At 43.7% G+C, this 26994-nt stretch carries 25 protein-coding genes and 1 pseudogene; 24 read left to right on the top strand and 2 right to left on the bottom strand.

The genetic code is table 11. The annotated features are described in order from the left end of the window. Positions 1–38: 38 nt before the first annotated feature. The 23 genes and pseudogenes from SMIDD28_RS01980 (at position 39) to SMIDD28_RS01870 (ending at position 22183) form a co-directional block, all read left to right on the top strand. The gene (locus SMIDD28_RS01980; protein WP_061424313.1) at positions 39–605 is read left to right on the top strand and encodes a mechanosensitive ion channel family protein; all 567 of its coding nucleotides are present in this window, start codon (positions 39–41) and stop codon (positions 603–605) included. A 51-nt stretch (positions 606–656) separates the two neighbouring features. After that, a pseudogene (locus tag SMIDD28_RS01975) lies at positions 657–1563 on the top strand (magnesium transporter CorA family protein). 14 nt (positions 1564–1577) lie between these two features. Further along, positions 1578–2105 (top strand): YqeG family HAD IIIA-type phosphatase, encoded by a 528-nt coding sequence (locus SMIDD28_RS01970; protein WP_061424311.1) that lies wholly within the window; start codon positions 1578–1580, stop codon positions 2103–2105. Positions 2106–2107: 2 nt separating this feature from the next. Beyond that, entirely contained in the window at positions 2108–3214 is a 1107-nt protein-coding gene (gene yqeH / locus SMIDD28_RS01965) for a ribosome biogenesis GTPase YqeH (protein ID WP_061424309.1), read from the top strand. Positions 3215–3428: 214 nt separating this feature from the next. Next, positions 3429–3740 (top strand): ribosome assembly RNA-binding protein YhbY, encoded by a 312-nt coding sequence (gene yhbY, locus SMIDD28_RS01960; RefSeq protein ID WP_061424307.1) that lies wholly within the window; start codon positions 3429–3431, stop codon positions 3738–3740. 51 nt (positions 3741–3791) lie between these two features. Continuing rightward, a complete protein-coding gene (locus SMIDD28_RS01955; protein WP_061424306.1) occupies positions 3792–4421 on the top strand; it encodes a nicotinate-nucleotide adenylyltransferase in 630 nt (209 codons plus the stop codon). Further along, positions 4421–5014 carry a bis(5'-nucleosyl)-tetraphosphatase (symmetrical) YqeK gene (gene yqeK, locus SMIDD28_RS01950; RefSeq protein ID WP_061424305.1) on the top strand — a complete coding sequence of 198 codons (594 nt, stop codon included), beginning with the start codon at positions 4421–4423 and terminating at the stop codon, positions 5012–5014. Before SMIDD28_RS01955 ends, yqeK begins: the two co-directional genes overlap by 1 nt. Further along, a complete protein-coding gene (locus SMIDD28_RS01945) occupies positions 5015–5515 on the top strand; it encodes a cysteine hydrolase family protein (protein ID WP_061424304.1) in 501 nt (166 codons plus the stop codon). 11 nt (positions 5516–5526) lie between these two features. Further along, positions 5527–5880, top strand: a complete 354-nt coding sequence (gene rsfS, locus SMIDD28_RS01940; RefSeq protein WP_001003002.1) for a ribosome silencing factor — start codon at positions 5527–5529, stop codon at positions 5878–5880. Positions 5881–6201: 321 nt separating this feature from the next. Further along, a complete protein-coding gene (locus tag SMIDD28_RS01935) occupies positions 6202–6942 on the top strand; it encodes a class I SAM-dependent DNA methyltransferase (RefSeq protein ID WP_061424302.1) in 741 nt (246 codons plus the stop codon). A gap of 9 nt (positions 6943–6951) precedes the next feature. Further along, positions 6952–8049 (top strand): nucleotidyltransferase, encoded by a 1098-nt coding sequence (locus tag SMIDD28_RS01930; protein WP_061424300.1) that lies wholly within the window; start codon positions 6952–6954, stop codon positions 8047–8049. A gap of 190 nt (positions 8050–8239) precedes the next feature. Next, positions 8240–9853 carry a ribonuclease Y gene (locus SMIDD28_RS01925; protein ID WP_000404936.1) on the top strand — a complete coding sequence of 538 codons (1614 nt, stop codon included), beginning with the start codon at positions 8240–8242 and terminating at the stop codon, positions 9851–9853. 138 nt (positions 9854–9991) lie between these two features. Next, positions 9992–10618 carry a guanylate kinase gene (gene gmk, locus SMIDD28_RS01920; protein WP_000775041.1) on the top strand — a complete coding sequence of 209 codons (627 nt, stop codon included), beginning with the start codon at positions 9992–9994 and terminating at the stop codon, positions 10616–10618. 24 nt (positions 10619–10642) lie between these two features. Then, entirely contained in the window at positions 10643–10957 is a 315-nt protein-coding gene (gene rpoZ, locus SMIDD28_RS01915) for a DNA-directed RNA polymerase subunit omega (protein WP_000979235.1), read from the top strand. Positions 10958–11022: 65 nt separating this feature from the next. After that, positions 11023–13419, top strand: a complete 2397-nt coding sequence (locus SMIDD28_RS01910; RefSeq protein ID WP_061424298.1) for a primosomal protein N' — start codon at positions 11023–11025, stop codon at positions 13417–13419. 12 nt (positions 13420–13431) lie between these two features. Beyond that, positions 13432–14367, top strand: coding sequence for a methionyl-tRNA formyltransferase (gene fmt / locus SMIDD28_RS01905; RefSeq protein ID WP_061424296.1), 936 nt, complete (start codon positions 13432–13434; stop codon positions 14365–14367). After that, positions 14360–15673 (top strand): 16S rRNA (cytosine(967)-C(5))-methyltransferase RsmB, encoded by a 1314-nt coding sequence (gene rsmB / locus SMIDD28_RS01900; RefSeq protein ID WP_061424582.1) that lies wholly within the window; start codon positions 14360–14362, stop codon positions 15671–15673. The genes fmt and rsmB overlap by 8 nt, the downstream gene beginning before the upstream one ends. Before the next feature lie 14 nt (positions 15674–15687). Next, positions 15688–16428 (top strand): Stp1/IreP family PP2C-type Ser/Thr phosphatase, encoded by a 741-nt coding sequence (locus SMIDD28_RS01895; RefSeq protein WP_000406237.1) that lies wholly within the window; start codon positions 15688–15690, stop codon positions 16426–16428. Beyond that, complete coding sequence (pknB, locus tag SMIDD28_RS01890) at positions 16425–18326, top strand: Stk1 family PASTA domain-containing Ser/Thr kinase (RefSeq protein WP_061424294.1); 1902 nt, start codon at positions 16425–16427, stop codon at positions 18324–18326. Before SMIDD28_RS01895 ends, pknB begins: the two co-directional genes overlap by 4 nt. An 88-nt stretch (positions 18327–18414) precedes the next feature. Continuing rightward, entirely contained in the window at positions 18415–19173 is a 759-nt protein-coding gene (locus SMIDD28_RS01885; protein WP_033680612.1) for a threonine/serine exporter family protein, read from the top strand. Between the two features lies 1 nt (position 19174). Next, positions 19175–19624 (top strand): threonine/serine exporter family protein, encoded by a 450-nt coding sequence (locus tag SMIDD28_RS01880; protein ID WP_000176928.1) that lies wholly within the window; start codon positions 19175–19177, stop codon positions 19622–19624. A gap of 112 nt (positions 19625–19736) precedes the next feature. Beyond that, on the top strand, positions 19737–20909 hold the full coding sequence (locus SMIDD28_RS01875) for a hydroxymethylglutaryl-CoA synthase (protein WP_061424291.1): 1173 nt from the start codon (positions 19737–19739) through the stop codon (positions 20907–20909). Beyond that, a complete protein-coding gene (locus SMIDD28_RS01870; RefSeq protein WP_061424289.1) occupies positions 20909–22183 on the top strand; it encodes a hydroxymethylglutaryl-CoA reductase, degradative in 1275 nt (424 codons plus the stop codon). The genes SMIDD28_RS01875 and SMIDD28_RS01870 overlap by 1 nt, the downstream gene beginning before the upstream one ends. A gap of 35 nt (positions 22184–22218) precedes the next feature. On the opposite strand, the gene SMIDD28_RS01865 is transcribed toward SMIDD28_RS01870, so the two are convergent. Next, positions 22219–23184: a LacI family DNA-binding transcriptional regulator gene (locus SMIDD28_RS01865; protein WP_061424287.1), complete on the bottom strand. Its 966-nt coding sequence runs from the start codon at positions 23182–23184 to the stop codon at positions 22219–22221. Then, the gene (locus SMIDD28_RS01860) at positions 23165–24619 is read right to left on the bottom strand and encodes a sucrose-6-phosphate hydrolase (RefSeq protein WP_061424286.1); all 1455 of its coding nucleotides are present in this window, start codon (positions 24617–24619) and stop codon (positions 23165–23167) included. Before SMIDD28_RS01860 ends, SMIDD28_RS01865 begins: the two co-directional genes overlap by 20 nt. Positions 24620–24999: 380 nt before the next feature. Here SMIDD28_RS01860 and SMIDD28_RS01855 point away from each other — a divergent pair, with 380 nt between their 5' ends. After that, complete coding sequence (locus SMIDD28_RS01855) at positions 25000–26883, top strand: sucrose-specific PTS transporter subunit IIBC (RefSeq protein WP_061424285.1); 1884 nt, start codon at positions 25000–25002, stop codon at positions 26881–26883. The last annotated feature ends 111 nt before the right edge of the window (positions 26884–26994 follow it).

Raw genomic sequence — 26994 nt, 5'->3', positions numbered from 1 at the left:
TTATGAAAGTATGGTATAATAAATGAAAGGAGTTTTCTATGCAAGAATTTATTCAAACCTATCTCAATAAGCTTGATATTACAGCTATTATCGAGAATATCTTAACCAAGTTACTTTCTCTTTTATTCTTATTTTTACTCTTTTATATAGCTAAGAAACTGCTCCATACCATGGTGCAGAGAATTGTTAAACCTTCTCTAAAAATGTCTCGTCATGATGTCGGGCGTCAGAAAACCATCTCACGTCTGTTAGAAAATGTGTTTAATTATACCCTTTATTTCTTTTTGCTTTACTGCATTTTGTCGATTTTAGGTTTGCCAGTTTCTAGTTTGCTGGCAGGTGCTGGAATCGCTGGGGTGGCTATTGGGATGGGAGCCCAAGGCTTTCTGTCTGATGTCATCAATGGCTTTTTCATCCTCTTCGAACGTCAACTGGATGTGGGGGATGAGGTCGTTCTGACAAATGGTCCTATTACTGTATCGGGCAAGGTCGTTAGCGTTGGCATTCGAACAACGCAACTCAGAGGAGAAGACCAGGTTCTGCACTTCGTTCCCAATCGGAATATCACCGTTGTCAGCAATTTCTCTCGTACAGACCAGGCCTGAAATTTTAGCAGATTTATGGTACAATAGAAAGAGTTTGGTAAAGGAGAGAAGATGTTTTTAGAAAAACAGTTGGGCAATGGTTGTACCTGGATTAACCTAGATTTGGACAAGTTGAAAAAACTAGAGGACCTTTCTGAAATCTATGGTTTGGACAAGGAAACCATTGAATACGCACTGGATAGAAATGAGCGCGCCCACATGGATTATCACCGCGAAAATTGGACTGTGACCTTTATCTACAATGTCTTGAACTTGAAAAAGGATAAGGCCTACTACGAAGCCTTTCCCATGACCTTTATCGTGGAACATCGTCGCCTGATTACCATTAGTAATACCAAGAACGCCTATGTCATTGAACAGATGACCCGTTATCTGGACAGTCATGACACGCTTTCGATTTACAAGTTTCTCTTTGCCAGTCTGGAAATCATCAGTAATGCCTACTATCCCGTCATCGAGCAGATGGACAAGAGTAAGGATGAGGTCAATGGGCTCTTGCGCCAACGGACGACCAAGAAAAACCTCTTTGCCCTTTCCGACTTGGAAACTGGTATGGTTTATCTAACGGCGGTTGCCAAGCAAAATCGCATGTTGCTGGAACATATTCAAGGGCATGCCCTCTATCGCAGTTTTAACGAAGTTGAGAGAGCAGTTTGATGATGCCATGATTGAGGCTCATCAGCTGGTGTCCATGACTGATTTGATTTCTCAAGTTCTCCAGCAACTATCAGCATCTTACAACAACATCCTAAACAATAATCTGAATGATAATTTGACAACCTTGACCATCATTTCAGTCTTGCTGGCTGTTTTGGCAGTCGTGACAGGCTTTTTCGGAATGAATGTTCCCCTACCTTTAACAGATGAACCCCATGCTTGGCTCTACATTAGTTTAGCTAGTGCTGGGTTGTGGATTGTTTTGTCATTGTTACTAAGGAAAATTGCGAAAAAAAGTTAAGAAAAGGAGCCAGAATGGCGATTGAAAATTATATGCCAGATTTTGCTGTGCAAGCAGTTTATGATCTGACAGTCCCAAGCCTGCAGGCGCAGGGAATCAAGGCTGTTTTGGTCGATTTGGATAATACCCTCATTGCTTGGAACAACCCTGATGGGACGCCAGAGATGAAGCAATGGTTACATGATCTCCGTGACGCGGGCATTCGCATCATCGTGGTCTCAAATAACACTAAAAAACGTGTCCAACGAGCAGTTGAGAAATTTGGGATTGAATACGTTTATTGGGCTCTGAAGCCTTTTACATTTGGGATCGACCGTGCTATGAAGGAATTTCACTATGAGAAAAAGGAAGTGGTCATGGTTGGCGACCAGCTCATGACAGATATTCGAGCAGCCCACCGTGCTGGCATTCGCTCGATTTTAGTCAAACCTTTGCTCCAACACGACTCTATCAAGACGCAGATTAACCGAGCTCGTGAGCGTCGTGTCATGCGAAAAATTACTGAAAAGTACGGACCAATTACATATAAAAAAGGAATTTAACTATGGAAGAAATTCTCTGTATTGGTTGTGGAGCAACCATTCAGACGACAGACAAGGCTGGTCTTGGTTTTACCCCCCAGTCAGCACTTGAAAAAGGTTTGGAGACTGGCGAAGTCTATTGCAAACGCTGTTTCCGTCTCCGCCACTATAATGAGATCACGGATGTCCAGTTGACAGACGATGATTTCCTCAAGCTCTTACACGAGGTGGGAGATAGTGATGCCTTAGTGGTCAATGTCATTGATATTTTTGATTTTAATGGCTCTGTCATCCCAGGCTTGCCACGTTTTGTATCGGGCAATGATGTCCTCTTGGTCGGGAATAAAAAAGATATCCTGCCTAAGTCAGTTAAACCGGGCAAGATTAGCCAGTGGCTCATGGAACGTGCCCACGAAGAAGGTCTTCGTCCAGTCGATGTCGTCTTAACTTCGGCCCAAAACAAACATGCTATTAAGGAAGTCATTGACAAGATTGAACACTACCGTAAGGGACGCGATGTCTATGTGGTCGGTGTGACCAACGTTGGAAAATCAACTCTAATCAATGCCATTATCCAAGAAATCACGGGTGATCAGAATGTCATTACGACTTCGCGTTTCCCAGGGACAACCTTGGATAAGATTGAGATTCCGCTTGACGACGGATCTTATATTTACGATACGCCGGGGATTATCCACCGCCACCAGATGGCCCACTACTTGACGGCCAAAAACCTCAAGTATGTCAGCCCTAAAAAGGAAATCAAGCCTAAGACCTATCAGCTCAATCCTGAACAAACCCTGTTTCTAGGCGGTCTAGGACGCTTTGACTTCATTGCGGGTGAGAAGCAAGGTTTCACAGCCTTCTTTGACAATGAACTCAAACTCCACCGTACCAAGTTAGAAGGCGCTAGTGCCTTTTACGACAAGCATGTCGGAACCCTTTTGACACCACCAAATAGCAAGGAAAAAGAAGATTTTCCAAAATTAGTCCAGCATGTATTTAACATCAAGGACAAGACAGACCTAGTCATCTCAGGCCTAGGCTGGATCCGCGTAACAGGCACCGCAAAAGTCGCCGTCTGGGCACCCGAAGGCGTCGCCGTCGTCACACGAAAAGCAATAATTTAAAATAAAATCGCTGAGCGAACAAAGTGAGCTCATAAAAAGATAGTTATTGCCGTGGTGTGATTGCCAATCGATAGATTGGCAAGGGGCACAATTGAGACCAAGGCTCAATTGTGAGGTCAGGAAATCCATTTTTCAAAGATGAAATCTTTGGAAAATTAGTTCCGACCGTCCCTCACCACCTAAAATAACTATCGAAAAAACAAGGAAGAAAATTATGTCATTAACATCAAAACAACGTGCCTTCCTCAACAGCCAGGCACACACCCTCAAACCCATCATCCAAATCGGGAAAAATGGTCTCAACGACCAAATCAAAACTAGCGTCCGCCAAGCTCTTGACGCTCGAGAATTGATTAAGGTAACGCTCTTGCAAAACACAGATGAAAATATCCACGAAGTAGCTGAAATTTTGAAAGAAGAAATCGGTGTGGATACGGTCCAAAAAATCGGACGCATCTTAATCTTGTTTAAACAATCCAGCAAGAAAGAAAATCGCAAGATTTCTAAGAAAGTCAAAGAAATCTAAGACTGAAACTCCAAACAACTGTTTTTACAGAGAAATAAAGGAGACTAGCCTATGGCAATCGAATTATTGACTCCCTTTACCAAGGTAAAGTTGGAGCCAGAAATCAAGGAGAAAAAACGCAAACAAGTTGGGATTTTAGGGGGGAATTTTAACCCTGTTCATAATGCCCATCTCATCGTTGCGGATCAAGTACGGCAACAGTTGGGACTGGATCAAGTTCTGCTCATGCCTGAATACCAACCTCCTCATGTAGATAAAAAGGAAACAATCCCTGAACACCATCGTCTCAAGATGCTTGAGTTGGCGATTGAGGAGATTGAAGGTCTGGACATTGAAACTATTGAGTTGGAGCGCAAGGGCATTTCCTATACCTACGACACCATGAAGCTTCTAACTGAGAAGAATCCAGATACGGATTATTACTTTATCATCGGTGCCGACATGGTGGACTATCTGCCTAAGTGGTATCGAATTGATGAGCTGGTTGACATGGTCCAGTTTGTGGGAGTTCAGCGCCCGCGCTACAAGGCTGGAACTTCCTATCCCGTTATCTGGGTGGATGTGCCTCTCATGGATATCTCATCCAGCATGGTGCGTGACTTCATTGCTCAAGGTCGGAAACCCAACTTTCTCCTACCTCAGCCTGTGCTAGATTACATCGAGAAGGAGGGGCTCTACTGATGGCCTATCAAGACTATATCAACTGCTCCCGTGAGGCTTTGTTGGAAAAAATGGCAGAGCTTCTACCTGAAAAACGTTTAACCCATTGCTTGGGTGTGGAGCGTGCAGCCATAGAACTAGCCCAGCGATTCGGTGTGGATACTGAGAAAGCTGGTCTAGCAGGCCTTCTTCATGACTATGCTAAAAAGTTGTCAGATCAGGAATTTCTGAATTTGATTGACCGTTATCAGCTAGACCCTAACCTCAAAAACTGGGGCAATAATGTCTGGCATGGGATGGTTGGGATTTACAAAATTCAGGAAGATTTGGATTTGCATGATCCAGAAATCCTGCGAGCCATTGAAATCCATACAGTCGGAGCTGGTCATATGACGGACTTAGATAAGGTTGTCTATGTAGCAGACTATATCGAGCACAATCGAGCCTTTCCAGGAGTGGATGAGGCGCGTGAGATTGCAAGTTTGTCGCTTAATAAGGCTGTAGCCTACGAAACAGCTCGTACCGTGGAGCATCTAGCTCATCAGGGATTTCCCATCTATCCCCAAACTCTTGAAACCTATAACGCCTTTGTGCACTATTTGAAAGAGGACTAAATGAAGACGGCTTTTATCATCATTGATGTACAAAATATTTTAGTGGAAACAGGTTTTAAGACAGAGAGACTATTGGAAAAAATTTCTTATTTACAAAACCAAGCTAGAAGCAAGAATATCGAAATTATTTATGTTCAACATATTGAGAACGCTGAAGCTCAAACATCAGAAGATTGGCAGTTATCTGAGCTTTTAAGTCGAAAACCTGATGAAAAGGTCTTTCAGAAGAAGTATAACAGTATTTTCAAAGAAACTGGCTTAAAAGAATACTTGGATAAACAGGGGATTGAAAAATTAGTTTTATGTGGTATGCAGACAGAATATTGTGTGGATACCTCTGTCAAGGTTGCCTTTGAATATGGCTATCAGCTTATTATTCCAGAAGGTGCTGTCACAACCTTTGATGGGGATGACATTCCAGCAGAAACGATAAATGAATTTTATGAGGACATTTGGGAGGATCGCTTTGCAGATGTCCTAGATTATAAAAATATTTTTTAAAAGAGGACTAAATGAACGAAAAAGAATTACTAGAACTAGTCGTGAAAGCGGCTGATGAGAAACGTGCGGAGGATATCCTCGCACTTGACGTACAAGATTTGACTAGTGTGACGGATTACTTTGTTATTACTAGTTCAATGAATAGCCGTCAGTTGGACGCTATCGCTGATAACATCCGTGAAAAAGTAGCTGATGCAGGCTTTAAAGGTAGCCATGTCGAAGGCGATGCAGCTGGAGGCTGGGTCTTGCTGGACCTCGGTGCTGTCGTTGTGCATGTCTTTTCAGAAGAAATGCGTGCTCACTATAACCTAGAAAAACTATGGCATGAGGCGGATTCTGTAGATATTTCAGAAGCCTTAGCATAGGAGATAAACTCAGTTGTAGTCAACTGGGTTTCTTTGCTTATTTTAGAAAAAAAGGATAGAAAGGTATAGGGCGTCGTGTCTGGTTGATGTTGAAACTGAACACGAGCTAAAAGCTGAGGGAAAAAGAGTAACTTAATTTGTATCTGATGATAGGGCAGAAAGTTTCCTATGTTCTCTTTGCTTTTAAGGCTCTTTGTATCTTAGAAAGGATTTGAACCCGTCCTGTAATTCTCGGAAAATAGACAGCCTTCCTTGGAGCTCGGCTCCATCGTCAGGCTCCTAATTTTCTATCGAATTACGGGCGGACTTGGTATCATGATTATGGCAACTTATGAAACCTTTGCGGCGGTCTATGATGCAGTCATGGACGATAGTTTATACGACAAATGGACGGATTTTTCTCTGCGTCACTTGCCTAAGACCAAGGAGAGAAAGAAACTCTTGGAATTGGCTTGCGGGACAGGAATTCAATCAGTGCGCTTCTCTCAGGCTGGTTTTGATGTGACTGGACTGGACTTGAGCGCAGATATGTTGAAAATTGCCGAAAAGAGGGCTGCTTCCGCCAAGCAAAAAATTGCTTTTATAGAAGGCAATATGCTGGATCTGTCCAAGGCAGGTCAATATGACTTTGTTACTTGTTATTCGGACTCAATCTGCTACATGCAGGATGAGGTGGAAGTCGGGGACGTCTTTAAGGAAGTCTATAATGTCCTCAACGAAGACGGAGTTTTCATCTTTGACGTGCATTCGACTTACCAGACGGATGAAATTTTTCCAGGCTATTCCTACCATGAAAATGCGGAAGATTTCGCCATGCTATGGGATACCTATGAGGATGCGGCGCCTCACTCCATCGTTCATGAGTTGACTTTCTTTATCAAGGAAGAGGATGGGTCCTTTAGTCGCCACGATGAAGTGCATGAGGAGCGGACTTATGAGGTCTTGACCTATGATATTTTGCTGGAACAGGCCGGTTTTAAGTCCTTCAAACTCTATGCGGACTTTGAGGACAAAGAGCCTACAGAAACTAGCGCTCGTTGGTTTTTTGTCGCGCAGAAGTAGGAGAACATCATGACCATAACAGGTATTATCGCGGAGTTCAATCCTTTTCATAATGGGCATAAATACCTGCTGGAGCAGGCTGAGGGACTGAAAATCGTTGCCATGTCTGGAAATTTCATGCAACGTGGTGAGCCTGCTATTGTGGATAAGTGGACACGGGCCCAGATGGCACTGGAAAATGGCGCAGACTTGGTAGTGGAATTGCCCTTTTTAGTCAGTGTTCAGGCGGCAGATTTCTTTGGACAAGGAGCTGTGGATATCTTGGCTCGCTTGGGCATTGATACTTTAGCTTTTGGGACAGAGGAAGTTTTAGATTACCAGAAAATCGCTGACTTATACACAGAGAAAGGTTCTGAGATGGATAATTTTGTGGATAATCTGCCTGATTCTCTTTCCTATCCACAGAAAACCCAAGCCATGTGGAAGGAATTTGCAGGTCTTGATTTTTCAGGAAATACGCCCAATCATGTCCTTGCTCTGGCCTATGTCAAGGCAGTTGCAGGACGAAACATCAAGCTTGAGCCAATTCAGCGTCAGGGGGCGGATTACCATTCTGTGGACAAGGATGTGGACTTTGCCTCGGCGACAGCCCTTCGTCAACACCAGAAGGACCAAGATTTCCTAGAACGCTTTATGCCTTCTGTTACCCTTTTTGAGCAGGCCAGTAAGGTGAGCTGGGATGACTATTTTCCCTTGCTTCGCTATCAGATTTTGTCCAATCCAGACCTAACCACTATCTATCAGGTCAATCAAGAAATGGCAGTGCGTATTAAGGATACCATTAAGACAGCCCAATCGGTAGAAGAATTGGTCGAAGCGGTTGCGACCAAACGTTACACTAAGGCGCGTGTCAGACGCCTCTTGACCTATATCCTGGTACAGGCTAGAGAAAGTGACTTGCCAGAAGGCATTCATGTCCTTGGCTTTACCGAAAAAGGCAGGCAACATCTTAAATCTCTGAAAGGGCAGGTCAGTCTAGTCAGCCGAATTGGCAAAGAACCTTGGGATGCCATGACTCAAAAGGCAGACCAGATTTATCAATTTGGAAATCCAAGTATAGCAGAGCAGAATTTTGGAAGAGTGCCGATTAGAATAGAAACAAACTAAGTCTACTGCGAAGTAGGCTTTTTCTTAAGTCTCTACTAAACTACTATTTCCAAACAACAAGTTTATTTTAGCAAATGTATTCCAATTTCCTCAAAACATATTCTATTTTAGGTTTGTGAAAATCACTTTTTTATGGTAGAATGTAAAAGAATGTATGTCATTCGGAATAACAATAAAATGAGGTAAAAACATGGAAATCATGTCGCTTGCGATTGCTGTTTTTGCCGTCATCATTGGTTTAGTCATTGGATATGTCAGCATCTCAGCTAAGATGAAATCATCTCAGGAAGCTGCAGAGTTGATGCTTTTAAATGCTGAACAAGAAGCAACTAATTTACGTGGACAAGCTGAACGTGAAGCCGATTTACTTGTTAATGAAGCCAAACGTGAAAGCAAGTCTCTTAAAAAAGAAGCACTATTGGAGGCCAAAGAAGAAGCCAGAAAATACCGTGAAGAAGTGGACGCTGAATTCAAATCAGAACGTCAAGAACTCAAACAAATCGAAAGTCGTTTGACAGAGAGAGCTACTAGCCTCGACCGTAAGGACGACAATTTGACGAGTAAAGAACAAACACTTGAACAAAAAGAACAAAGTATTTCTGATAGAGCGAAAAACCTTGATGCGCGTGAAGAGCAATTAGAGGAAGTCGAAAGACAAAAAGAAGCAGAGTTAGAGCGTATTGGTGCCCTGTCTCAGGCAGAAGCACGAGATATTATCTTGGCACAGACAGAGGAAAACTTGACCAAGGAGATTGCTAGCCGTATTCGTGAAGCTGAGCAAGAGGTCAAGGAACGTTCTGATAAAATGGCCAAAGATATCCTGGTTCAAGCTATGCAACGTATCGCTGGTGAATATGTAGCGGAGTCAACAAACTCAACAGTTCATCTACCAGACGATACTATGAAGGGACGCATTATTGGTCGTGAAGGTCGTAACATTCGTACCTTTGAAAGTTTGACAGGGGTCGATGTGATTATCGACGATACACCAGAAGTGGTGACCTTGTCAGGATTTGACCCGATTCGTCGTGAGATTGCCCGTATGACTATGGAAATGTTGCTCAAAGATGGTCGTATCCACCCAGCTCGTATCGAAGAGTTGGTTGAGAAAAACCGTCAAGAGATCGACAATAAAATCCGTGAATACGGTGAGGCCGCTGCCTATGAGATTGGTGCGCCAAACCTTCATCCAGACTTGATGAAGATTATGGGACGTTTGCAGTTCCGTACTTCATATGGACAAAATGTCTTGCGCCATTCGATTGAAGTTGCTAAGCTGGCTGGTATTATGGCCAGCGAACTTGGTGAAAATGCGGCTCTTGCCCGTCGTGCTGGATTCCTTCACGATATCGGGAAAGCCATTGACCGCGAGGTTGAAGGAAGCCACGTTGAAATCGGTATGGAATTGGCACGTAAGTACAAGGAACATCCAGTTGTGGTCAATACGATTGCTAGTCACCACGGTGATGTCGAAGCTGAAAGCGTGATCGCAGTTATCGTCGCTGCGGCAGATGCCTTGAGCGCAGCCCGTCCAGGTGCTCGTAGTGAGTCTCTTGAAAGCTACATCAAGCGTCTTCATGATTTGGAAGAAATTGCTAACGGCTTTGAGGGAGTGCAAACTAGCTTTGCCCTTCAAGCAGGACGTGAGATCCGTATCATGGTCAATCCAGGACAAATCAAGGACGACAAAGTCACAATCTTGGCTCACAAAGTTCGTGAGAAAATTGAAAATAATCTCGATTACCCAGGAAATATCAAGGTAACCGTGATTCGCGAGCTACGTGCAGTAGATTATGCTAAATAAATAAGAAAGAGCAGTTGAAAAATTACTGCTTTTTTGTTACACTAGATAGAAAGGCTGTAGAAGGATAGTTTGCGCAAACTGCTACTATCTGAAGGGGAATTTTATTTTATTTTCACAGACTGACTAAAAGGAGACACAATGGCAGACCGAGGCTTACTAATCGTTTTTTCTGGTCCTTCAGGGGTTGGAAAAGGAACGGTTAGAAGAGAGATTTTTGAGAGTTCTGAAAACCAATTTCAATACTCTGTATCGATGACGACACGCGCACAACGTCCTGGAGAAGTGGACGGTGTTGACTATTTCTTCCGTACTCGTGAAGAGTTTGAAGAGCTGATTCGTCAAGGACAGATGTTGGAATACGCAGAATATGTCGGCAACTACTATGGGACTCCTCTGACCTATGTCAACGAAACCTTGGACAAGGGAATCGATGTTTTCCTTGAAATTGAGGTTCAAGGTGCTCTTCAGGTCAAGAAAAAGGTTCCAGATGCTGTCTTTATCTTCCTGACACCACCAGATTTGGATGAATTGCAAGATCGTTTGGTAGGTCGTGGAACAGACAGCGCAGAAGTGATTGCCCAACGAATCGAAAAAGCCAAGGAAGAAATTGCCCTCATGCGTGAGTATGATTATGCGATTGTCAACGATCAGGTGCCCCTAGCTGCTGAGCGTGTCAAACGTGTGATCGAAGCAGAGCACTTCCGTGTGGATCGTGTCATTGGTCACTATCAGGAGATGTTACCAAAATCTCCAACTACCCGATAAAATTTAGAAAATAGGTACAAGCAAATGATGTTAAAACCCTCTATTGATACCTTGCTCGACAAGGTTCCTTCAAAATATTCACTCGTAATCTTGGAAGCAAAACGTGCCCACGAATTGGAAGCAGGTGCGCCAGCAACTCAAGGTTTCAAGTCTGAAAAATCAACTCTTCGCGCTTTAGAAGAAATCGAATCAGGAAACGTTACAATTCACCCAGATCCAGAAGGAAAACGTGAAGCAGTGCGTCGCCGTATCGAAGAAGAAAAACGCCGCAAAGAAGAAGAAGAAAAGAAAATCAAAGAGCAAATCGCTAAAGAAAAAGAAGATGGTGAAAAAATTTAAGGTTGGGGGGACTCAATCTTATTTTTTCTATTGCAAGAATGTACTGACAAGGAGGAGGTGAGAAGATGGTCATAGCTAAGATTATCGTAGATGTGCCCTTGATGCAGACGGACCAGCCCTATAGTTACAGGATTCCTAAGGAATTCGAGGGAATGCTGGAAGTTGGGATGCGGGTTCATGTGCCTTTTGGTAAGGGAAATCGCCTGATTCAAGGGATTGTTCTTGGTTTGGATTCTCAATCAGATGAGGAAGAGATGGAGCAAGATTTAAAAGATATTGCTGAGGTGCTGGATTTTTCTCCTGTTCTCACGCAAGAACAACTCTGGCTAGCTGAAGAGCTCCGCAAGTCCGTCTTTTCCTATAAAATCTCTATCCTCAAGGCTATGTTACCAGGATTTCTGAACTCCAGCTATGACAAGATTCTCTATCCTCTGGCAGGTCTGAGTCAGGAAGACCGAGAGCGCTTGTTTGGTTCAGAAGATTCGCTTGCCTTTTCTTCTCTAGATTTAGGTAAGCAAGCAGAAATGATGCGTTTGACTAGGAAAGGCCTGCTTGGTCTGGAATATCAGGCAGTCGATCAAAAGAAAGTCAAGACCCAGTCTTGGTATGAGGTAGACCTTGCTCAATTAGAAAGTGTAGAGATTTCTGCACGTGCCAAGAAAAAGTTGGAATTGAGAGACTATTTACTGTCTCATCCAGAGAGTGCTTCCTTGGCTAGTTTGTTAGAGTCCTACTCGCGGGAGCAAGTCAACTTCTTTGTGGAACAAGGTGCTGTTACTATAGTCCAAAAGGAAGTTCAACGCTCGGCTGCTTATTTTGAAGGCATTGAGGCAAGTCGGCCTTTGGAGTTGAATCCAGAGCAAAGACAGGCGCGTGATGCGGTTGTGAGTGCGATTGGTAGTCACCAGCCTCCCTTCCTCCTTCAAGGAATTACAGGGAGTGGGAAGACCGAGGTTTACTTGCAGATTATCCAAGGGGCTTTGGACAAGGGCAAGACAGCTATTTTGCTGGTGCCTGAGATTTCCCTGACGCCGCAAATGACGGAGCGTTTTATAGCACGTTTTGGGGACAAGGTGGCCATTCTTCACTCAGGCTTGTCCAATGGTGAAAAGTATGATGAATGGCGCAAGGTGGAGAGAGGTCATGCTCAAGTTGTGGTTGGAGCCAGATCAGCCATCTTTGCTCCGCTGAAAAATCTAGGTGTCATGATTATCGATGAGGAGCATGAAGCGACTTATAAGCAGGACAGCAATCCCCGTTATCATGCTAGAGAGGTGGCTATTTTACGGGCCCAGTACAATCAAGCTGCCCTGGTACTTGGTTCAGCAACTCCTAGTTTGGAAAGCCGTGCGCGGGCTGGAAAAGGCGTTTATCAACATTTACGTCTGACCCAACGAGCCAATCCTTTAGCTAGGATCCCTGAGGTTCAAGTGATTGACTTTCGAGACTATATCGGACAAAATGAGACGTCAAACTTTACGCCTCCTTTACTAGAGGCTATCCAAGACCGTCTGGCTAAAAAAGAGCAGGTGGTTCTCATGCTCAATCGCCGTGGTTATTCTAGCTTTGTCATGTGTCGGGAGTGTGGGACGGTGGATACTTGTCCCAACTGTGATATTTCTCTAACATTGCACATGGATACCAAGACCATGAACTGCCATTATTGTGCTTTTTCGAAAGACATTCCTCAAGCCTGTCCTAACTGTAAGAGCCGTAGCATTCGTTACTACGGGACGGGAACTCAGAAGGCTTATGACGAGCTAGCAGAACTCTTTCCGCAGGCCCGTATTTTGCGCATGGATGTGGATACGACTCGCAAGAAAGGGAGTCATCAAGCTCTGCTTGACCAGTTTGGGCGAGGAGAAGCGGATATCTTGCTGGGAACTCAGATGATTGCCAAGGGTTTGGATTTTCCAAATGTGACCCTAGTAGGAGTTCTTAATGCAGATACAGCCTTGAATTTGCCTGATTTCCGTTCTTCTGAGAGAACCTTCCAGCTTTTGACTCAGGTGGCAGGTCGTGCAGGACGAGCTGAAAAAGCTGGGCAGGTCTTGATCCAGTCTTACAATCCTCAGCACTACGCTATCCGATTTGCTAAGGATCAGGACTACGAAGGATTTTATGCCTATGAAATGGGCATTAGACGACAACTAGGTTATCCGCCTTACTATTTCACCATTGGCATTACCCTTTCTCACAAGAAAGAAGAAGAGGTAGTCAAACGTGCCTATGAAGTCATGAACATTTTGAGGTCAGGTTTATCAGAGACCAGTCACATCCTTGGGCCAACGCCAAAACCGATTGCCCGTACCCACAACCTCTATCATTACCAGATTTTAATTAAATACCGTTTAGAAGATGAGCTGGGGCCGACTCTAAATCAGGTTCTGGCCTTGACTCAAGAACGGGAAAATAGTGAGCTCCGTCTCAGCATTGACCATGAGCCACAGCAATTTTTATAAGAAGGAGAAGATATGACAAAATTAATCTTTATGGGGACGCCCGACTTTTCAGCAACAGTCTTAAAAGGACTTTTGACAGATGACCGTTACGAAATTCTAGCCGTTGTGACCCAGCCAGACCGTGCTGTCGGACGTAAAAAAGTGATCCAGGAAACCCCAGTTAAACAAGCTGCCAAGGAAGCAGGCCTTCCTATCTACCAACCTGAAAAACTATCTGGAGGTCCAGAGATGGAAGCTATTATGAAGCTAGGAGCAGATGGAATTGTGACTGCTGCTTTTGGCCAGTTTCTCCCAAGTAAACTCCTTGATAGCATGGATTTTGCGGTCAATGTTCACGCTTCTCTTCTTCCTAAACACCGTGGTGGAGCGCCAATCCATTATGCCTTGATTCAAGGGGATGAGGAAGTTGGTGTGACCATTATGGAAATGGTTAAGGAAATGGATGCAGGGGATATGATTTCTCGTCGTAGTATTCCGATTACGGATGAGGACAATGTCGGCACCTTGTTTGAGAAATTGGCGCTAGTTGGTCGTGATTTGCTTTTGGACACTTTGCCTGCCTACATTGCTGGTGACATCAAACCTGAACCGCAGGATCCAAGTCAGGTTACCTTCTCGCCAAACATCAAGCCAGAGGAAGAAAAACTGGACTGGAATAAAAGCAATCGTCAACTCTTTAACCAAATCCGTGGGATGAACCCTTGGCCTGTTGCCCATACTTTCCTTAAGGGTGACCGCTTTAAGATTTATGAAGCCCTACCAGTAGATGGTCAGGGAAATCCAGGTGAGATTCTCTCTATCGGCAAGAAAGAATTGATTGTCGCAACGGCAGAAGGAGCTCTATCCCTCAAGCAAGTGCAGCCAGCAGGTAAGCCTAAGATGGACATTGCTTCCTTCCTCAACGGAGTTGGACGGACATTGACTGTAGGAGAACGATTTGGTGACTAAAGTAGAAACGGCTAGAAGTTTAGCCCTAGCAGTGCTAGAGGATGTTTTTATCAACCAAGCATACTCCAATATTGCCTTAAACAAACACCTCAAGGGGAGTCAACTCTCAGCACCAGACAAGGGCTTGGTGACGGAGATTGTCTATGGAACGGTAGCCCGTAAGCTGACTCTGGAATGGTACCTATCCCACTTTATCGAAGACAGAGATCAGTTAGACAGCTGGCTCTACGTCCTTCTCCTCATGAGTGCCTACCAACTCCGCTATCTGGATAAGATTCCAGACCATGCTGTGGTCAATGAAGCAGTAGAACTAGCCAAAATCCGTAAAAAAGGCAGTGAAAAATTGGTCAACGCTGTCCTTCGCCGTATCTTGCGTGAAGGCTGGCCAGATATTGCTAGCATCAAACGAAAAAACAAGCGTGATTCCATTGCCTATTCTCTCCCAGTTTGGCTAGTTGCCAAGCTCAAGGAAGAATACGGAGAAGAGCGAGCGCTGGCTATTTTTGAAAGCCTCTTGGTGCGCAACAAGGCCAGCATTCGTGTAACAGATCTAGGACGAAAAGAAGAAATCCAAGTCTTGTTGGAGGCCAGTGATTCATCCTTGTCTCCTTCTGGTCTGGTTAAGGAGCAAGGCCACTTTGCAGGCCTTGATTTGTTCGCAGAAGGGGCTATTACCATTCAAGACGAGTCCAGTCAATTGGTTGCGCCAACTTTGAATTTGCAGGGAGATGAGCGAGTGCTTGATGCCTGTGCTGCTCCAGGTGGGAAAACAGCCCATATAGCCTCTTATCTTACGACAGGTCAGGTTACTGCTCTGGACTTGTATGACCACAAGTTGGACTTGATTCAAGAAAATGCCCAACGTCTGGGAGTTGCAGATCGGGTTCAAAGGCAAAAATTGGATGCCAGAAAGGTGCATGAGTTTTTTGGGCAGGATTCATTTGATAAGATTTTGGTGGATGCTCCCTGTTCAGGAATCGGTCTTTTGCGCCGAAAACCAGATATCAAATACAATAAAGAAACGGCAGATTTCGCGTCCTTACAGGAAATTCAACTAGAAATATTAGGTAGTGTTTGTCAAACACTAGGCAAAGGTGGTATAATAACTTATAGTACCTGTACTATTGTCTCAGAGGAGAATTTTCAAGTCGTTGAAGCGTTTTTAGAAAGTCATCCTGAGTTCGAGCAGGTAAAGCTAGAACATGAATGTAAGGATATCATGAAAGACGGCTGTATCCTCATTACACCTGAATTGTATGGAAGTGATGGATTCTTCATCAGTCAATTTCGCAAGATATCGGATTAGGAAGGAACTGACACATGGAAATTTCATTATTAACAGATGTTGGTCAGAAACGGACAAATAACCAAGACTATGTCAACCACTATGTCAATAGAGCTGGACGTACCATGATTATTTTAGCTGATGGGATGGGAGGTCATCGCGCAGGGAATATCGCTAGTGAAATGGCGGTAACAGACCTAGGTATAGCTTGGGTCGATACCCAAATCGATACAGTCAATGAAGTGCGTGAATGGTTCGCCCATTACCTAGAAATTGAAAATCAAAAGATTCACCAGCTTGGTCAGGATGAAGCTTACAGAGGCATGGGAACTACTTTGGAAGTCCTTGCTATTATTGATAATCAGGCTATCTATGCTCATATTGGTGATTCGCGTATCGGCTTGATTCGTGGAGAAGAATACCATCAGTTGACGAGCGATCATTCCTTGGTCAATGAGTTGCTCAAGGCTGGTCAATTGACACCAGAAGAGGCAGAAGCTCACCCGCAAAAAAATATTATCACCCAGTCTATTGGGCAAAAAGATGAAATTCAACCTGATTTTGGGACAGTTATCCTTGAGTCAGGTGACTATCTCTTGCTCAATAGTGACGGCTTGACCAACATGATTTCAGGCAGTGAGATTCGTGATATTGTAACCAGTGATATTCCTTTAGCAGATAAAACGGAGACACTTGTTCGTTTTGCTAACAATGCAGGAGGTTTAGACAACATTACGGTTGCCCTTGTTTCTATGAACGAGGAGGATGCAGAATGATCCAAATCGGCAAGATTTTTGCCGGACGCTATCGGATTGTCAAACAGATTGGTCGAGGAGGCATGGCGGATGTCTACCTAGCCAAAGACTTAATCTTAGATGGGGAAGAAGTGGCAGTGAAGGTTCTGAGAACCAACTACCAGACGGACCCGATAGCTGTAGCTCGTTTTCAGCGTGAAGCGAGAGCTATGGCAGATCTAGACCATCCTCATATCGTTCGGATAACAGATATTGGTGAGGAAGACGGTCAACAGTATCTTGCAATGGAGTATGTTGCTGGACTAGACCTCAAACGCTATATCAAGGAACACTATCCTCTTTCTAATGAAGAAGCAGTCCGTATCATGGGACAAATTCTCTTGGCTATGCGTTTGGCACATACCAGAGGAATTGTTCACAGGGACTTGAAACCTCAAAATATCCTCTTGACCCCAGATGGGACTGCCAAGGTCACAGACTTTGGGATTGCGGTAGCCTTTGCAGAGACGAGTCTGACTCAGACTAACTCGATGCTGGGCTCAGTTCATTACTTGTCACCAGAGCAGGCGCGTGGTTCTAAGGCTACTGTACAGAGTGATATCTATGCCATGGGGATTATTTTCTATGAGATGCTGACAGGTCATATTCCTTACGATGGAGATAGTGCGGTGACCATTGCCCTTCAGCATTTCCAGAAACCACTGCCGTCAGTTATTGATGAAAATCCATCTGTGCCTCAGGCTTTGGAAAATGTTGTTATCAAGGCAACTGCTAAGAAATTGACAGATCGCTACAAATCAGTAGCTGAAATGTATGTGGACTTGTCTAGTAGTTTGTCTTATAATCGTCGTAATGAACCAAAGCTGGTCTTTGACGATGCGACTAAGGCGGACACCAAGACTCTACCAAAAGTATCCCAGAGTACCTTGACTTCGATTCCTAAAGTGCAAACACAAAGTCCGAAGCCACAGACTGCGAAGCCTAGTCAGCAGGTTTCAGAAGACAATTACGTAACCAAGCCTGTTAAGAAAAGGAAATTTAGAGTTCGCTATATGATTTTGTTGGCCAGCATTGTATTGGTGGCAGCTTCTCTTATTTGGATACTATCCAGAACTCCTGCAACCATTGCCATTCCAGATGTGGCAGGTCAGACAGTTGCGGAGGCCAAGGAAACGCTCAAGAAAGCCAATTTTGAGATTGGTGAGGAGAAGACAGAGGCTAGTGAAAAGGTGGAAGAGGGGCGGATTATCCGTACAGATCCTGGCGCTGGAACTGGTCGAAAAGAAGGTTCGAAAATCAATTTGGTTGTCTCATCAGGCAAACAATCCTTCCAATTGAGCAATTATATCGGCCGTAAATCTACAGATGTTATTGCAGAACTCAAGCAGAAGAAGGTTCCTGAAAATCTCATTAAAATTGAGGAAGAGGAATCAAGTGAGAGTGAAGCAGGAACTATTCTCAGACAGAGTCCAGCTGCCGGAACAACCTATGATTTGAGCAAGGCCTCAACGATTACCTTAACTGTTGCTAAGAAAGTAACCAGCGTTGCTATGCCAAGTTATATAGGATCTAGTCTCGAATTTACTAAAAACAATCTCGTTCAAATTGTTGGGATTAAGGAAGCCAATATTGAAGTTGTAGAAGTGTCGACAGCTCCTGATGGAACTGCTGAGGGGACTGTTGTAGAGCAAAGTCCAAAAGCAGGCGAAAAGGTTGATTTGACGAAGACGCGTGTCAAGATTTCAATCTACAAACCAAAAACACCGCCGTCAACGTCATCATCAGCACCATCCCAACGTGGAAACCAAGGTTCTACTACAACACCAAGTCAGGGGAACCAACAAGGAAATCAACGAGGGAATGCATCTGCTACGACTCAATCAAGTAGTGAAGGCAACCGCGAAAATTCACGTGATTAAACGAATCTTTGTCATGATTTCATGACAAAGATTTTTTTTGACTCCAGATTTGTGATAAAATAGAAGGAGTTGATAAAAGGAGGAAAGCATGGAAGAATCAAGAGAATTAAATGCCGTCATCGATGTGATTATGTTAGCTGGAACCATTCTTCTCAAAAGTGGTTCAGAGATTCATCGCGTAGAAGATACCATGATTCGGATTGCGCATTCGCAGGGGATTGTGGATTGCAATGTTCTTGCCATGCCTGCCGCTATCTTTTTCTCCATTGAAAATACCAATATTTCGCGAATGAAGCGTGTAACCTCCTCTTCTTATAACATTGAAAAAGTCTGCGATGTGAATCAGATTTCTCGTCAGCTGGTTGGAGGGCAGATTGATTTAGAGACAGCCTTCAAACAATTGAAGGCCTTGCAAGCTCAACCCCTTCCCTATACTAAGTTGCAGGTAACTCTGGCTGCGACCTTTAGTGCTCCTTTCTTTTCAGTTATGTTTAGTGGAAATATCTACGACGCACTTGGGGCAGGAGTAGCGACCTTATTTGGTTTTGCCTTTTCCCTCTATGTGGAGAAGTTTATCCGAATTCCTTTTGTAACAGCCTTTGCTGGAGCCTTTGTCTTTGGGATGATTGCCCAGTTTTGGGCTCGCTACACAGGCTTTCCTTCAACGGCAGACTTGATTATAGCTGGTGCGGTCATGCCTTTTGTACCAGGGATTGCCTTGACTAATGCGGTTCGTGATATTATGACTAACCACATAAACTCTGGTATGAGCAAGATGTTTGAATCCCTGCTCATTACCCTTGCTTTAGGGGCAGGAACTTCTGTCGCCTTGGTATTGATGAACTAATATGACACTAACAACCTTTTTATTACAAGCAGTGGCAAGTCTTCTTGCCATTATCACTTTTTTAATCGTACTCAATGTGCAACGCTCTATGCTCTTACCTGGAGGGATTTTGGGCATGGCTGTCTGGCTAATTTATCTCTTGCTCAAGGAACCGACCAATGTCATTGTTGCTACCTTCATTGCGGCCATTATCGGTTCTTGTGTCAGCCAGATTTTGAGTATTCTTTATAAGACTCCTGCTGTAGTCTTTATCTTAGCCATCTTGGCACCCTTGGTTCCGGGTTATCTCTCCTATCGGACAACTGCCTTTTTTGTGACAGGGGACTATAATAAAGCGCTGGCAAGTGCGACCTTGGTTGTCATGCTGGCTCTGGTCATTTCCATTGGAATGGCTAGCGGAACAGTGATTCTCAGACTTTATTCTTACTTACGAAAACAGCATAAAAGTTAGATTCATAAGAGGCTTGATTTGGTGAATCAAGTCTTTTTTCTCTCTTTTATTGCCATTTGTGATAAAATAGTACTGAACGATTTTTTACATGAATGATAAAACAGAGGTAAATATGACAATCGGTATTGATAAGATTGGTTTTGCGACCAGTCAATATGTCTTGAAATTACAAGACTTAGCAGAAGCGAGGGGAATTGACCCTGAAAAATTAAGCAAAGGACTCTTACTCAAGGAATTAAGTATTGCGCCTCTAACTGAGGATATCGTGACCTTGGCCGCCAGTGCTAGTGACTCTATTTTAACTGAGCAAGAAAGACAAGAAATCGATATGGTCATTGTGGCTACCGAGTCAGGAATTGACCAGAGTAAGGCTGCGGCGGTCTTTGTGCATGGCTTGCTGGGCATTCAGCCCTTTGCTCGTAGTTTCGAGATTAAAGAAGCTTGCTATGGGGCGACAGCGGCCCTTCATTATGCAAAACTGCATGTGGAAAATTCTCCAGAGTCCAAGGTCTTGGTTATTGCTAGCGATATTGCCAAATACGGTATTGAAACTCCAGGAGAACCCACTCAGGGTGCCGGAAGTGTGGCTATGTTGATTACACAGAATCCACGCATGATGGCCTTTAATAATGACAATGTGGCTCAAACTCGTGACATCATGGATTTCTGGCGTCCAAATTACTCAACAACTCCTTATGTAAATGGTGTCTATTCTACCCAACAATACCTAGATAGTTTGAAAACGACTTGGCTTGAATACCAAAAACGCTACCAGCTTACTTTGGATGATTTTGCAGCTGTTTGCTTCCACTTGCCTTATCCTAAATTAGCGCTAAAAGGCTTGAAAAAAATCATGGATAAGAACTTGCCTCAAGAGAAAAAAGACCTCTTGCAAAAGCATTTTGACCAGTCTATTCTCTACAGTCAGAAGGTGGGGAATATCTATACAGGTTCTCTCTTCCTTGGGCTTCTGTCTCTCTTGGAAAATACAGATAGCTTGAAGGCTGGTGATAAAATTGCCCTTTATAGTTACGGAAGTGGTGCTGTGGCTGAGTTCTTCAGTGGTGAATTGGTTGAAGGATATGAAGCTTATTTGGATAAAGATCGTTTGAATAAGCTCAACCAACGAACTGCCCTATCCGTTGCAGACTATGAAAAAGTCTTCTTTGAGGAAGTAGACTTAGATGAAACAAATTCTGCCCAGTTTGCTGGCTATGAAAATCAAGATTTTGCCTTGGTTGAAATTGTGGACCACCAACGCCGTTATAGCAAGGTTGAAAAATAATGAAGATAAGTTGGAATGGATTTTCTAAAAAATCATACCATGAGCGCCTTGAGTTGTTGCAAGCTCAGGCGCTCCTTAGTCCTGAGAGACAAGCGAGTCTGGAGCAGGATGAACAGATGAGTGTGACTGTTGCAGACCAGCTGAGTGAGAATGTGGTGGGAACTTTTTCTCTGCCTTATTCGCTGGTCCCAGAGGTTCTCGTTAACGGTCAGGAATACACAGTTCCCTATGTGACAGAAGAGCCCTCAGTGGTTGCTGCGGCCAGCTATGCCAGCAAAATCATCAAGCGAGCAGGTGGCTTTACTGCTCAGGTTCATCAGCGCCAGATGATTGGGCAGGTAGCCCTTTATCAAGTTGCTGATCCTGAACAAGCGCTAGAGAAGATTGCCAGCAAGAAGGCAGAACTCTTGGAGCTTGCTAATCAAGCCTATCCTTCCATTGTTAAACGCGGGGGTGGGGCGCGTGATTTACATGTAGAGCAGATCAAAGGCGAAACAGACTTTCTCGTTGTTTATCTCCATGTCGATACCCAGGAAGCCATGGGTGCCAATATGCTCAACACCATGCTGGAAGCCTTGAAACCAGTCTTAGAAGAACTCAGCCAGGGACAGAGTCTTATGGGAATCCTGTCCAACTACGCGACCGATTCTCTGGTGACTGCAAGCTGTCGCATCGCCTTTCGCTACTTGAGTCGCCAAAAGGAGCAAGGACGAGAGATTGCGGAGAAAATAGCTTTGGCTAGCCAGTTTGCGCAGGCTGATCCTTATCGAGCTGCTACTCACAATAAAGGGATTTTTAATGGTATTGATGCCATTTTAATTGCCACTGGTAATGATTGGCGTGCCATAGAAGCCGGGGCCCATGCCTTTGCCAGTCGAGATGGACATTACCAAGGTCTTAGTCAATGGACGCTGGACCTTGAACGAGAAGAATTGGTCGGTGAGATGACCCTGCCCATGCCTGTGGCAACCAAGGGTGGCTCTATCGGCCTCAATCCTCGTGTAGCCCTTAGTCATGAACTACTGGGAAATCCTTCTGCCAAAGAATTAGCCCAGATTATCGTGTCTATCGGGCTTGCCCAAAACTTTGCAGCCCTGAAAGCCTTGGTGAGTACAGGGATTCAGCAAGGTCACATGAAATTGCAGGCTAAATCCTTAGCTCTCCTAGCAGGAGCCAGTGAATCCGAGGTAGCTCCCCTAGTTGAGCACCTCATCGCAGATAAAACCTTTAATCTAGAGACTGCCCAGCGTTATCTAGAAAATTTAAGATCATAAAAAAACTCAGACGAATTGGTCGAGTTTTTTTGTGTTTAAATACTTTTTCCTGGTAATAATGTAACTGGTAAAAAGTAACCAGTTGTTGCGACTTCCTTGCCTTCGATCTTCTGTAAGAGAAGGTCAACAGTGAGTTGGGCAATCTCTTTCAAGGGTTGCTTGATAGTAGCCAATTGAGGGTAGTAATTCTCGATAAAGTAGGTCCCATCATAGCCGATGACCTTGAGCTCTTCAGGGACAGAAATGCCCAATTCTTGAGCGATTTTAATGACCAGAATAGCTGTCAAATCATCTGAAGCAAAGATGGCATCTGGCTCTTGTCGAGTTAAGATATTCTTGATTTCCATTTCTTTTCTGACGGGAGAAAAGTCACTGGAAACATTGATAATAGGAGCTTGGGGGAGTACAGATGCAAAACCAGCGTGGCGTAGTCCAGTTGGTGAATTAGAATTGTCATTCCCTGTAATCATGATGATAGATTGGGCACCTGTCTTAACCAAGGTCTGGGCAGCAAGAACTCCACCAGCATAGTTATCAGAGGAGACGACAGGAATGTCTGGTGACAGATTGCGGTCAAAGGAAATAATTGGCGCGGTCACACGATTGTAGTCTTCGATTCCCAAGTTGTGACTACCAGAAATGATGCCGTCCACCTGATTGGCTTCGAGCATTTCGATGTACTCGCGTTCCTTTTCAGAGTCATGCTCACTGTTGCAGATGATGGTCTTGTAACCATTTTTGAAGAGTTGGTGTTCCAATTTATCAATCAATTCTGCATAGAAAACGTTAGAAATATTGGGGAAAATCAAGCCGATTAACTTAGCTGATTTTCCTTGTAGACTGCGAGCTAGGTTGTTGGGTTTATAGCCCAGTTCTCGCATGGCTTCATTAACCTTTTGAATGGTTTTTTCAGATAGATACCCTTTTTTATTGATAACCCGAGAAACGGTAGTAGGACTGACGCCTGCAAGTTTGGCGACATCAGTTAGTTTTGCGACCATAATCTAATTCATAGTAAGTTCCAGTTGGATTTCCAGATTTGATGAGGATACCATTTTGGTCCGCATGTGGGAAGACACGACCAGAAAATACTTTTTCTCCTTTATTGATGAAAATTTCAAAGACAGAGTTATCGATGAAGATTGTAGCAGTAGTAGCCTGATGATCGATAGGGCAAGAGCGAGTTGTTCCAAATTCTTGGGCATACTGTTCACCAGCCTGGCTACGATCCACTGTCACTTGACCATTTACAAGGTCAAAGTTGATGGAAAGTCCCTTGCCTTCTTTGTCAGCAAGTAAGACAATCTCGCTCTGGCTATTAGCTTCCAAGTTGAGCTCGAGTTCGTAGGTGTTATTGGTTTGAGCACGGTTTGAGAAGACTTCTTCAGAAGCACGAAGGTCCTTGATAGCTGCGACTGGGTATTGGTAGAGTTTGCCGTCTTTGATAGTCAGTTCTTTGACCAATGAGAAGGTTCCTTGGTGGTCAAAACGGTCAGATGGGTAAGAAACATCTGGCAAACCAAGCCAGCTAACTGCTAGAGCACGTCCATCAGGAGCGTTGAAGGCTTGAGTTGCATAGGCTTCGAAACCATAATCCATGTTTTGAAGTTGAGATACATCTACCATTTTGGCGTTTTCAGGGTCAAAGGAAGCCCCAATTTTGTACATATTTGGATAGATATTGTCGTAGTCTAGAACTTTCTTATCCAATCCTTGTGGGCAGTAGAGAAGGACAGGTTGCTCCCCGACAAAGACCAGATTTGGACATTCCATCATGTAGGCTGTACGGTCGTTAGCAAAGTCAAGGTCGCCAACCTCTTGCCAGTTTGTGTAGTCGTTGTCTACAGCCTTATAGAGACGGACGAATCCTTTTTTCTCCAAGTCCTGACCACCGACGATAGCATAATATTGACCCTTAAAGTAAAAAATTTGTGGGTCACGGAAGTGGTCAGTAGAGTCTGCTGGCTGGTCAATCAAAATCTTGTCAATCTTGGTAATCTTGCCATCTTTATCCATCAAAGCCCCAATTTGGTAAGGGTGACGGATCCAGTTTTCATCACGAACATTTCCTGTATAAAATAGGAATAAGTTATCGCCAAACTGCATGGCAGAACCAGAGTAGGCACCGTGGCTATCTAACGGAGTATCAGGCAAGACTTTGACTCCAGTTTCTCTAAAGTGAACCAAATCATCACTTTCAAGCTGAACCCAAGATTTTAAGCCGTGGGCTGCACCAAAAGGGAAGTTCTGATAAAAAACAATCCACTTTCCATCAAAGTAAGAAAAGCCATTCGGGTCGTTGAGAAGTCCTGTTTTTGGCTCAACATGGTAATGAGTATGCCATGGAGATTGTGCCATATTTTCTTTTATATGTTGAATTTCTTCTTGCGTCCAATCTTGATAAAGTCTGTAACGACGCTCAGTTGTCCATTCCATTCATTCATTCCTCCGAAAATCTTATCACTTTTAATAGTAACCGTTTTCGGTAAAAAATGCAAGCCTTTTATGTTAAAAAAGAGAAAAAACTGTCAAACGTTTATCATAAAATAAAAGCAGGAAATCAATCATCTATCTACAGAAAATTGAAAGAAAGTGAAACAAAATCCTTTTTAACTCAGATTTTAAACTATTTTTTTTAAAGAATACTTTCATAAAACTCTCACAATCTATCAAAACAAAAGACCTTACTCTAAGAAACAAATATTTTTTCTGCAAAACGCTTGACATATTTTTGAAACATGATAAAATAAAAGTCGTAGGGCGAATAAAATCGCTTTCAAACAAGAACAAAATTTTATATAAGGAGATTTTTGCAAATGAACAATCAGGAAATTGCAAAAAAAGTCATCGATGCCTTGGGCGGACGTGAAAATGTCAACAGTGTTGCCCACTGTGCGACTCGTCTTCGTGTCATGGTCAAAGATGAAGGAAAAATCAATAAAGAAGTGATTGAGAACTTGGAAAAAGTTCAAGGTGCTTTCTTTAACTCAGGTCAATACCAAATCATCTTTGGTACTGGTACAGTAAACAAAATGTACGATGAAGTTGTTGCACTTGGTTTGCCAACATCATCTAAAGATGACATGAAAGCAGAAGCTGCGAAACAAGGGAACTGGTTCCAACGTGCTATCCGTACTTTCGGTGACGTTTTCGTTCCAATCATCCCAGTTATTGTAGCGACAGGTCTCTTCATGGGTGTGCGTGGCCTTTTCAACGCTCTTGAAATGCCACTTCCAGGTGACTTTGCAATTTACACACAAATCTTGACAGATACAGCCTTCATCATCTTGCCAGGTTTGGTTGTGTGGTCAACCTTCCGTGTATTCGGTGGAAATCCTGCCGTTGGTATCGTTCTTGGTATGATGCTTGTTTCTGGCTCACTTCCAAACGCTTGGGCGGTTGCTTCAGGTGGTGAAGTAACAGCTATGAACTTCTTTGGTTTCATCCCTGTTGTTGGTTTGCAAGGTTCCGTTCTTCCAGCCTTCATCATCGGGGTTGTCGGAGCTAAATTTGAAAAAGCTGTCCGCAAGGTTGTTCCAGATGTCATTGACCTCTTGGTAACGCCATTCGTGACACTTTTGGTCATGTCTATCCTTGGACTCTTTGTCATCGGACCAGTTTTCCACGTCGTTGAAAACTACATCCTTATCGCTACAAAAGCAATCCTTGGCTTGCCATTTGGTCTTGGTGGTTTCTTGATTGGTGGGGTTCACCAATTGATTGTCGTCTCAGGTGTGCACCACATCTTCAACTTGCTTGAAGTGCAATTGCTTGCTGCTGACCATGCTAACCCATTCAACGCTATCATCACTGCAGCTATGACAGCTCAAGGTGCTGCGACTGTTGCGGTTGGTGTCAAAACTAAAAATCCAAAACTGAAAACACTTGCTTTCCCAGCAGCTCTTTCTGCCTTCCTAGGTATTACAGAGCCTGCTATCTTCGGGGTGAACTTGCGCTTCCGTAAACCATTCTTCCTTTCATTGATTGCTGGTGCAATCGGTGGTGGATTGGCTTCAATCCTTGGACTTGCTGGTACTGGTAGTGGTATCACTATCATCCCTGGTACAATGCTTTATGCTGGTAATGGACAACTTCCACTATACCTTCTTATGGTAGCTGTATCATTCGGTCTAGGTTTTGCCCTAACTTACATGTTTGGTTACGAAGATGAAGTAGATGCAACTCCATCTGCAAAACAAGCTGAAGTTGCTGAAGCAAAAGAAGAAGTTGCGCCAGCAGCTCTTCAAAATGAAACACTTGTTACTCCTATCGTTGGTGATGTTGTCGCTCTTGCTGATGTCAATGACCCAGTCTTCTCAAGTGGAGCTATGGGACAAGGTATCGCTGTAAAACCTAGCCAAGGTGTGGTATATGCACCAGCTGATGCTGAAGTTTCAATTGCCTTTCCAACAGGACACGCTTTTGGTTTGAAAACAACTGATGGTACTGAAGTTTTGATCCACGTTGGTATTGACACTGTATCTATGAATGGTGAAGGTTTTGAAGCAAAAGTTGCTCAAGGTGATAAGGTTAAAGCGGGCGATGTTCTTGGAACATTTGACTCAAACAAAATCGCTGCAGCTGGACTTGATGATACAACAATGGTTATCGTTACAAATACAGCTGACTACGCTTCAGTAGCTCCAGTCGCAACAGGTTCAGTTGCGAAGGGGGATGCTGTAATCGAAGTGAAAATCTAATCAATCCTCTCTAATGTGAAAACGAACAAATGACATGTTTGTTCGTTTTTGCTTGAATGGTAAGATTTACAGAGGAAAATCTAAAAAATAGAGAAATTTAGACTTTCGAAA

Source organism: Streptococcus mitis (assembly GCF_001579045.1).
GTDB lineage: Bacteria > Bacillota > Bacilli > Lactobacillales > Streptococcaceae > Streptococcus > Streptococcus mitis_D.
The sequence above is the reverse complement of the archived record's forward strand: the minus strand, read 5'-3'. Positions and strand labels throughout refer to the sequence as shown.

Coding starts and splice junctions, on each gene's coding strand:
- SMIDD28_RS01980 (WP_061424313.1), top strand. CDS start 39: ATGCAAGAATTTATTCAAACCTATCTCAATAAGCTTGATATTACAGCT.
- SMIDD28_RS01970 (WP_061424311.1), top strand. CDS start 1,578: ATGGCGATTGAAAATTATATGCCAGATTTTGCTGTGCAAGCAGTTTAT.
- yqeH (WP_061424309.1), top strand. CDS start 2,108: ATGGAAGAAATTCTCTGTATTGGTTGTGGAGCAACCATTCAGACGACA.
- yhbY (WP_061424307.1), top strand. CDS start 3,429: ATGTCATTAACATCAAAACAACGTGCCTTCCTCAACAGCCAGGCACAC.
- SMIDD28_RS01955 (WP_061424306.1), top strand. CDS start 3,792: ATGGCAATCGAATTATTGACTCCCTTTACCAAGGTAAAGTTGGAGCCA.
- yqeK (WP_061424305.1), top strand. CDS start 4,421: ATGGCCTATCAAGACTATATCAACTGCTCCCGTGAGGCTTTGTTGGAA.
- SMIDD28_RS01945 (WP_061424304.1), top strand. CDS start 5,015: ATGAAGACGGCTTTTATCATCATTGATGTACAAAATATTTTAGTGGAA.
- rsfS (WP_001003002.1), top strand. CDS start 5,527: ATGAACGAAAAAGAATTACTAGAACTAGTCGTGAAAGCGGCTGATGAG.
- SMIDD28_RS01935 (WP_061424302.1), top strand. CDS start 6,202: ATGGCAACTTATGAAACCTTTGCGGCGGTCTATGATGCAGTCATGGAC.
- SMIDD28_RS01930 (WP_061424300.1), top strand. CDS start 6,952: ATGACCATAACAGGTATTATCGCGGAGTTCAATCCTTTTCATAATGGG.
- SMIDD28_RS01925 (WP_000404936.1), top strand. CDS start 8,240: ATGGAAATCATGTCGCTTGCGATTGCTGTTTTTGCCGTCATCATTGGT.
- gmk (WP_000775041.1), top strand. CDS start 9,992: ATGGCAGACCGAGGCTTACTAATCGTTTTTTCTGGTCCTTCAGGGGTT.
- rpoZ (WP_000979235.1), top strand. CDS start 10,643: ATGATGTTAAAACCCTCTATTGATACCTTGCTCGACAAGGTTCCTTCA.
- SMIDD28_RS01910 (WP_061424298.1), top strand. CDS start 11,023: ATGGTCATAGCTAAGATTATCGTAGATGTGCCCTTGATGCAGACGGAC.
- fmt (WP_061424296.1), top strand. CDS start 13,432: ATGACAAAATTAATCTTTATGGGGACGCCCGACTTTTCAGCAACAGTC.
- SMIDD28_RS01895 (WP_000406237.1), top strand. CDS start 15,688: ATGGAAATTTCATTATTAACAGATGTTGGTCAGAAACGGACAAATAAC.
- pknB (WP_061424294.1), top strand. CDS start 16,425: ATGATCCAAATCGGCAAGATTTTTGCCGGACGCTATCGGATTGTCAAA.
- SMIDD28_RS01885 (WP_033680612.1), top strand. CDS start 18,415: ATGGAAGAATCAAGAGAATTAAATGCCGTCATCGATGTGATTATGTTA.
- SMIDD28_RS01880 (WP_000176928.1), top strand. CDS start 19,175: ATGACACTAACAACCTTTTTATTACAAGCAGTGGCAAGTCTTCTTGCC.
- SMIDD28_RS01875 (WP_061424291.1), top strand. CDS start 19,737: ATGACAATCGGTATTGATAAGATTGGTTTTGCGACCAGTCAATATGTC.
- SMIDD28_RS01870 (WP_061424289.1), top strand. CDS start 20,909: ATGAAGATAAGTTGGAATGGATTTTCTAAAAAATCATACCATGAGCGC.
- SMIDD28_RS01865 (WP_061424287.1), bottom strand. CDS start 23,184: ATGGTCGCAAAACTAACTGATGTCGCCAAACTTGCAGGCGTCAGTCCT.
- SMIDD28_RS01860 (WP_061424286.1), bottom strand. CDS start 24,619: ATGGAATGGACAACTGAGCGTCGTTACAGACTTTATCAAGATTGGACG.
- SMIDD28_RS01855 (WP_061424285.1), top strand. CDS start 25,000: ATGAACAATCAGGAAATTGCAAAAAAAGTCATCGATGCCTTGGGCGGA.